Origin of the sequence: Methylobacterium sp. SD274, from assembly GCF_017355285.1 — a bacterium.
Lineage (GTDB): Bacteria > Pseudomonadota > Alphaproteobacteria > Rhizobiales > Beijerinckiaceae > Methylobacterium.
Map to the genome: position 1 here is coordinate 1 of NZ_JADIJP010000064.1, position 4,626 is coordinate 4,626.

Consider the following 4,626-nt stretch of genomic DNA (forward strand, 5'->3'; position numbering starts at 1 on the left):
GTCGAAGGAGAGTGCGGTGAAGGCCTCGGGCGGACGCGGCGGGGCGGAGAGGCGGGCGAGGCGGCGGCGCGCATCCGCCGCGTGCGGTCCGCGCGGGTAGCGCGAGAGGTAGGACCAGTAGGCGTCCTGCGTGCCCGCAGACAGGGCGCGGCGCCAAGTCGTCGCCTCGCGCCGGGCGGCCACGATGGCGCGCACGCGCTTGGCCATCGGGTCGTCGGGATAGGCCCCGAGGAAATCCTGGTAGCCTTGCAGCGTGTCGCGCTCGACCGCCACCGAATAGGCGTCCCGCGCGCCGATGTCGCCTAACGGCCGGTCGCGGAGGGCCGCGATCGGCTCGGGCTGCGCCGGGGCGGGCGCGTCGGCATTGCGCTCGAAGAACACGAACGGTGCCTCGATCCGGGCGTCGTCCCAGGGCATGGCCGCGCCTTTGGTGGTCTCGTTCACCCGCAGGCGCACCCGGTCGAAGAGGGCCGCCGGCTGGAGGCCGCCCTCGCGGATCATCTCCACCAAGGCCTGCGCATAGGCGCCATAGGCCCCCGTCTCGCCCGGCGCCACGGTGCCGGGCGCCGCGTTGTAGGCGATGAGGCTACCGGGTTCGGCCTCTACCAGGGCGAGACCGCCGGCGAGCGGTTCGCCCGTCTTCAGAACGGGTTGGCGCGGGCCGCATCGAGCACCACGAACCGGGCCTTCAACGGCACGGTGGAGAGGCGCTTGAGATAGTCTGATACCCGCAGGGCCGCGACCGGAACGTCGACGGCGGTGACGATGCGGGCATTCACCGGCGCGAAGAAGGTCTCGCCCTCGAACTGCAGCCCGTATCCGGCGAGATAGACGAAGGCCACCGTGTCCGGCCCCGAGGCCGCCGCCTTGTCGAGGAAGTCGCGCAGGGCTTTGCGCAGGGCATCCTCGTCGAGGTCGCGCGCCCCCACCACGTCGAACTCCGCCGCCGCATCACGCTGCGAGCGACATCATACGGAGCATCGCGGACGACCAGAGCGCGAGCCATCGCACAATCGTGCAGGAGGGGGGCCTCGTCCAGGGATGACCGGAATCGGCCTTACCAAATCCTCGCTCCGAGCGGCGACGATCGCGACTCAGGGATGCGCCTGTCCGCTGGGCCGGTGATCGAAGGTCTACGTTCGATGTCCGCTCTTACTCGGCACGATCGATCGGTGCCCGGAGTGCTTTCGCCACCCTCGGTGACGTTCCGGCGGCACTTTCCATCACTGAGCCGACCGTTGTGCCGAATGTCGTGTTCCTTATCGGCCTACGCGTCCTTTCAACGTACGACATTGTCGGTCATGGAGGTCTTCGCTAGGCAGAGGGCGTCGCGCTTGGTGCCGTTTTTCAGAAAAATATTTACTTATATACTACAATTAACGTCTTTAATTTGTCGATAAGAAATAGTTTGGAGCTTTTCCAGAGAGTAGTGGAATTACAACAGGTGTTTAAGAACTTGATTACGCCCACTCATGATGGATGAGGCGTGCTTGTAGCGAACATCTTTGTCCTTCTACAGATCTCGATGCCGGCCAAGACATGCCGAGACTTGAGACGACGACATCATGAATAAGCTAAAAGAAGAATTATATTGCAGCACAGTGCTGCGCCCGCTCGTCGTTTTGAAGATGACGACCATCCTGGCGATCGGTGTCGTGCCGTTCTCCGGTGCGCGAGCCCAGGTGCTCCCGGCCGAGCAGGCGGTGGTGTTGTCGGAATTGTCGGTGATCGGCAGTGGCGAACGGGCGAACGGCCCCGTCACCGGCTACCGGGCGAGCCGTTCCGCGACCTCGACCCGGACGGACACCGCCCTGCGCGACTCTCCGCAATCGGTCCAAGTCGTGCCCCGTGACGTGCTCATCGACCAGCAGGACGTCCGCCTGACCGATGCGCTCACCAATGTGAGCAATGTCCAGCCCGCCGGCACCATCCAGGGCCGGTCCGACACTTATGTGCTGCGCGGCTTCAACACGCAGACCTACGCGATCGACGGCGTGCTGCTGAACCCGGCCAACACGTTCCAACCGACACAGCGCGACCTCGCCAATGTCGAGCGCGTGGAAGTTCTCAAGGGCCCCACCTCCGTGCTCTATGGCAGGGGCGATCCCGGTGGCCTGATCAACATCGTCACGCGCCAGCCCATGCTCACGCCCTCCGCGGACCTCACCCTGCAGGGCGGGTCTTACGCATTCCGGCGGCTTCAGGGCTCGGTGACGGGGGCCGTTCCCGGGACGGAAGGGCTCGCCGCCCGCTTCAGCTTCGCCACGCAGGACGACCCCACCTTCCGGGATTTCGGTGGCCCTTCCAATTCGCGGCATTTCTTCGCGCCGTCCTTGTTGTGGACGCCCGACGCATCGACGCGGATCTCCCTGAGTGCCGAGTTCTCGCGCCAGCACAGCCAGTATGACGAAGGTCTCACGGCTTTCCAGGGCCGGGTGCCCCTGGACAACATCCGCCGTTACTACGGCGAGTCATGGTCCCGGTATTATGGCGAATCGAACTCCATCACCCTGCGGGCCGAGCATGACGTCAACGAAAGCCTGACCCTGCGGCAGGTGATCAACGGCCAGTGGGGCCAGTTCGATGTGTTGGCCACCCGCGCCACCGGGGTGAGCGCGAACGGGGCGTCGCTGACGCGGCGTCTGTCCGAGGTCGAGTCCATCTACAACTCGATCGACAGCCAGACGGAAGCCGTCGCCCGTTTCGACCTGTTCGGCTTCCGCCACACGGCCCTGTTCGGCGTCGAAATCGTCGACGGTTACCGTCATCCCTATACGCAGCAGGGGACAGCAAGCGCGGTTTCCTTCCTCAACCCGATCCGGGGATCGATCCCGCAGATCGGAACGCTCGCCCTGCAGAGTGACCTGCGGCAGAACCTGTTCATGGTCGGCACCTACATGCAGGACCAGATCGAGCTGGCCCAGGGGCTGCAACTCGTCCTCGGCGTCCGTGTGGATACGGCCAACCAGCTGTATTTTCAGCGCACCCTCACCAACAACACCGTCCCACCCACGCGGGACGTCACCGGAACCTCACCGCGCGTCGGCCTGGTCTGGCGGCCGATCGAGCCGCTCACCGTCTATGGAAGCTACACGACTTCTTTCACCCCACAGACCGCCAACGTCATCGGTGGCCTTACGCCGGCGCCGGAGACCGGCGAGCAGGTCGAGATCGGCACGCGCGTCGACCTGATCCCCAATCGCCTCACCCTGAGCGCCGCCGCCTTCCGGATCGTTCGGGCGAACGTCGCCGCGGCCGACCCAATCAATACCGGCTTCTCCATCATCACCGGCGAGCAGCGTTCGCAGGGCGTCGAGGCCGACATTGCGGGCGAGATCCTGCCCGGATGGAGGATCATCGGCGGTATCGGCTATCTCGATGCAAAGGTGACGCAGGATACGACGATCGCCATCGGCAACCGGCTCCCGGCTGCCCCGACCTTCAGCACCAGCCTGTGGTCGACCTACCAGTTCCAGAGCGGCCCGATGCGGGGCTGGGGCTTCGGCGGCGGCGTCACCTATGTGGGCGAGCGCTTCGGCGACATCACCAACAGTTACAAGGTCGGCGCCTATGCGCGCCTCGACGCGACCTTGTTCTACGAGATCGACCCGACATGGCGTTTCGCCGTGAACGGCCGCAACCTCACGGATCGCCGCTACATCGAGCAGCCCTTCAATCAGTTCAACAATCTCCCCGGCGCACCGCTCACCGTCCTCGCCAGCGTGACGGCCCGCTACTGAGGTAAGGCTCGCTGCCTGCCGCAAGTCACACCTCGCGCCCGGCCGGTCGCGGGATGTGACGCGGTGCGGCGACCGAGATCGGCGGCCCCATCACCGGCCCCGGTAGGGCCGATCCCGCCTCTGGCACTGCGGTCTCCTGCGACGGTGGGGCCTGACGCCGTCGCGCCTATTGCTTGCTCGCCTATTGCTTGGCGCGATTGATCAGCGCCTGGAGCGCTCTCGCCACGGGCTCGGTGACGTTCTTGCGGTACTTCTTATGGACGAGCTGGCCGTTGTGATAAATGTCGTGCTCGACATAGAGCCGCTCGCCATCCCACCGCACCACATTGTCGGTCTCGGAGGTCTCCGTCACCCCGAGATCGTCGCGCAGGGTGATGTTGCTGGGCTGTGTCAACATATCGGGTCCTTTCAAGCGTTTCCGGTGCATCGGGCGCGTGGGATGCGGCTTTGTCCCGTGGATGGCGGAGCGGGCTTTGCGAAAACGGTCCGCGCAATGCCGGTGAACCGGGCTGTCCCTCGCCGAGCCGCCATGGCACGCACCTCACCCATCCGGCCCCGACGCCTCGTTGTCCCTCTGGCGGGTCGCACGGCTGCAACCCACCGTCGTTTCGCCGATCTTACGGAGCGGCGGCGTTCGATGCCAGCACGAAGCCGGCCTCCATCGCTCAACGCACGGTCACCTGGTTCTTGATCCGCTCATAGGTCGACCGGCTGAGGACGCGTTTCGAGAGAAGCTGATCCACCGAGGCGTAGGGCCTGCGCTGGGTGATGGCGCGGCCGATCATGCCGCCACCCTTGAGGCCGTTGAGTTCCGCCACCGAGGCGGTGTTGAGATCCACCACGGAGACCGCCGCCGGCCCCGCATTGTCGATGGCCTGCTGCGTTT

General features: G+C 65.5%; 3 protein-coding genes and 1 pseudogene. 1 reads left to right on the forward strand and 3 read right to left on the reverse strand.

Features of this window, described 5'->3' with window-relative positions; genetic code table 11:
• Positions 1 to 947: pseudogene (locus tag IPV08_RS24160) on the reverse strand (caspase family protein); the annotation flags it as partial.
• Positions 948 to 1,628: 681 nt separating this feature from the next.
• Here IPV08_RS24160 and IPV08_RS24165 point away from each other — a divergent pair.
• Positions 1,629 to 3,740: a TonB-dependent siderophore receptor gene (locus IPV08_RS24165; protein ID WP_200919247.1), complete on the forward strand. Its 2,112-nt coding sequence runs from the start codon at positions 1,629 to 1,631 to the stop codon at positions 3,738 to 3,740.
• A gap of 181 nt (positions 3,741 to 3,921) precedes the next feature.
• On the opposite strand, the gene IPV08_RS24170 is transcribed toward IPV08_RS24165, so the two are convergent.
• Together IPV08_RS24170 and IPV08_RS24175 are read right to left on the reverse strand one after the other, a co-directional pair.
• Positions 3,922 to 4,137 (reverse strand): hypothetical protein, encoded by a 216-nt coding sequence (locus IPV08_RS24170; protein WP_018041891.1) that lies wholly within the window; start codon positions 4,135 to 4,137, stop codon positions 3,922 to 3,924.
• 268 nt (positions 4,138 to 4,405) lie between these two features.
• The coding region (locus IPV08_RS24175) for a helix-hairpin-helix domain-containing protein (RefSeq protein ID WP_207414385.1) at positions 4,406 to 4,626 on the reverse strand (221 nt) is incomplete at its 5' end.

What these genes read in the sequence shown, in the direction of transcription:
- IPV08_RS24165 (WP_200919247.1), top strand. Translation starts at nt 1,629, where the DNA reads ATGACGACCATCCTGGCGATCGGTGTCGTGCCGTTCTCCGGTGCGCGA.
- IPV08_RS24170 (WP_018041891.1), bottom strand. Translation starts at nt 4,137, where the DNA reads ATGTTGACACAGCCCAGCAACATCACCCTGCGCGACGATCTCGGGGTG.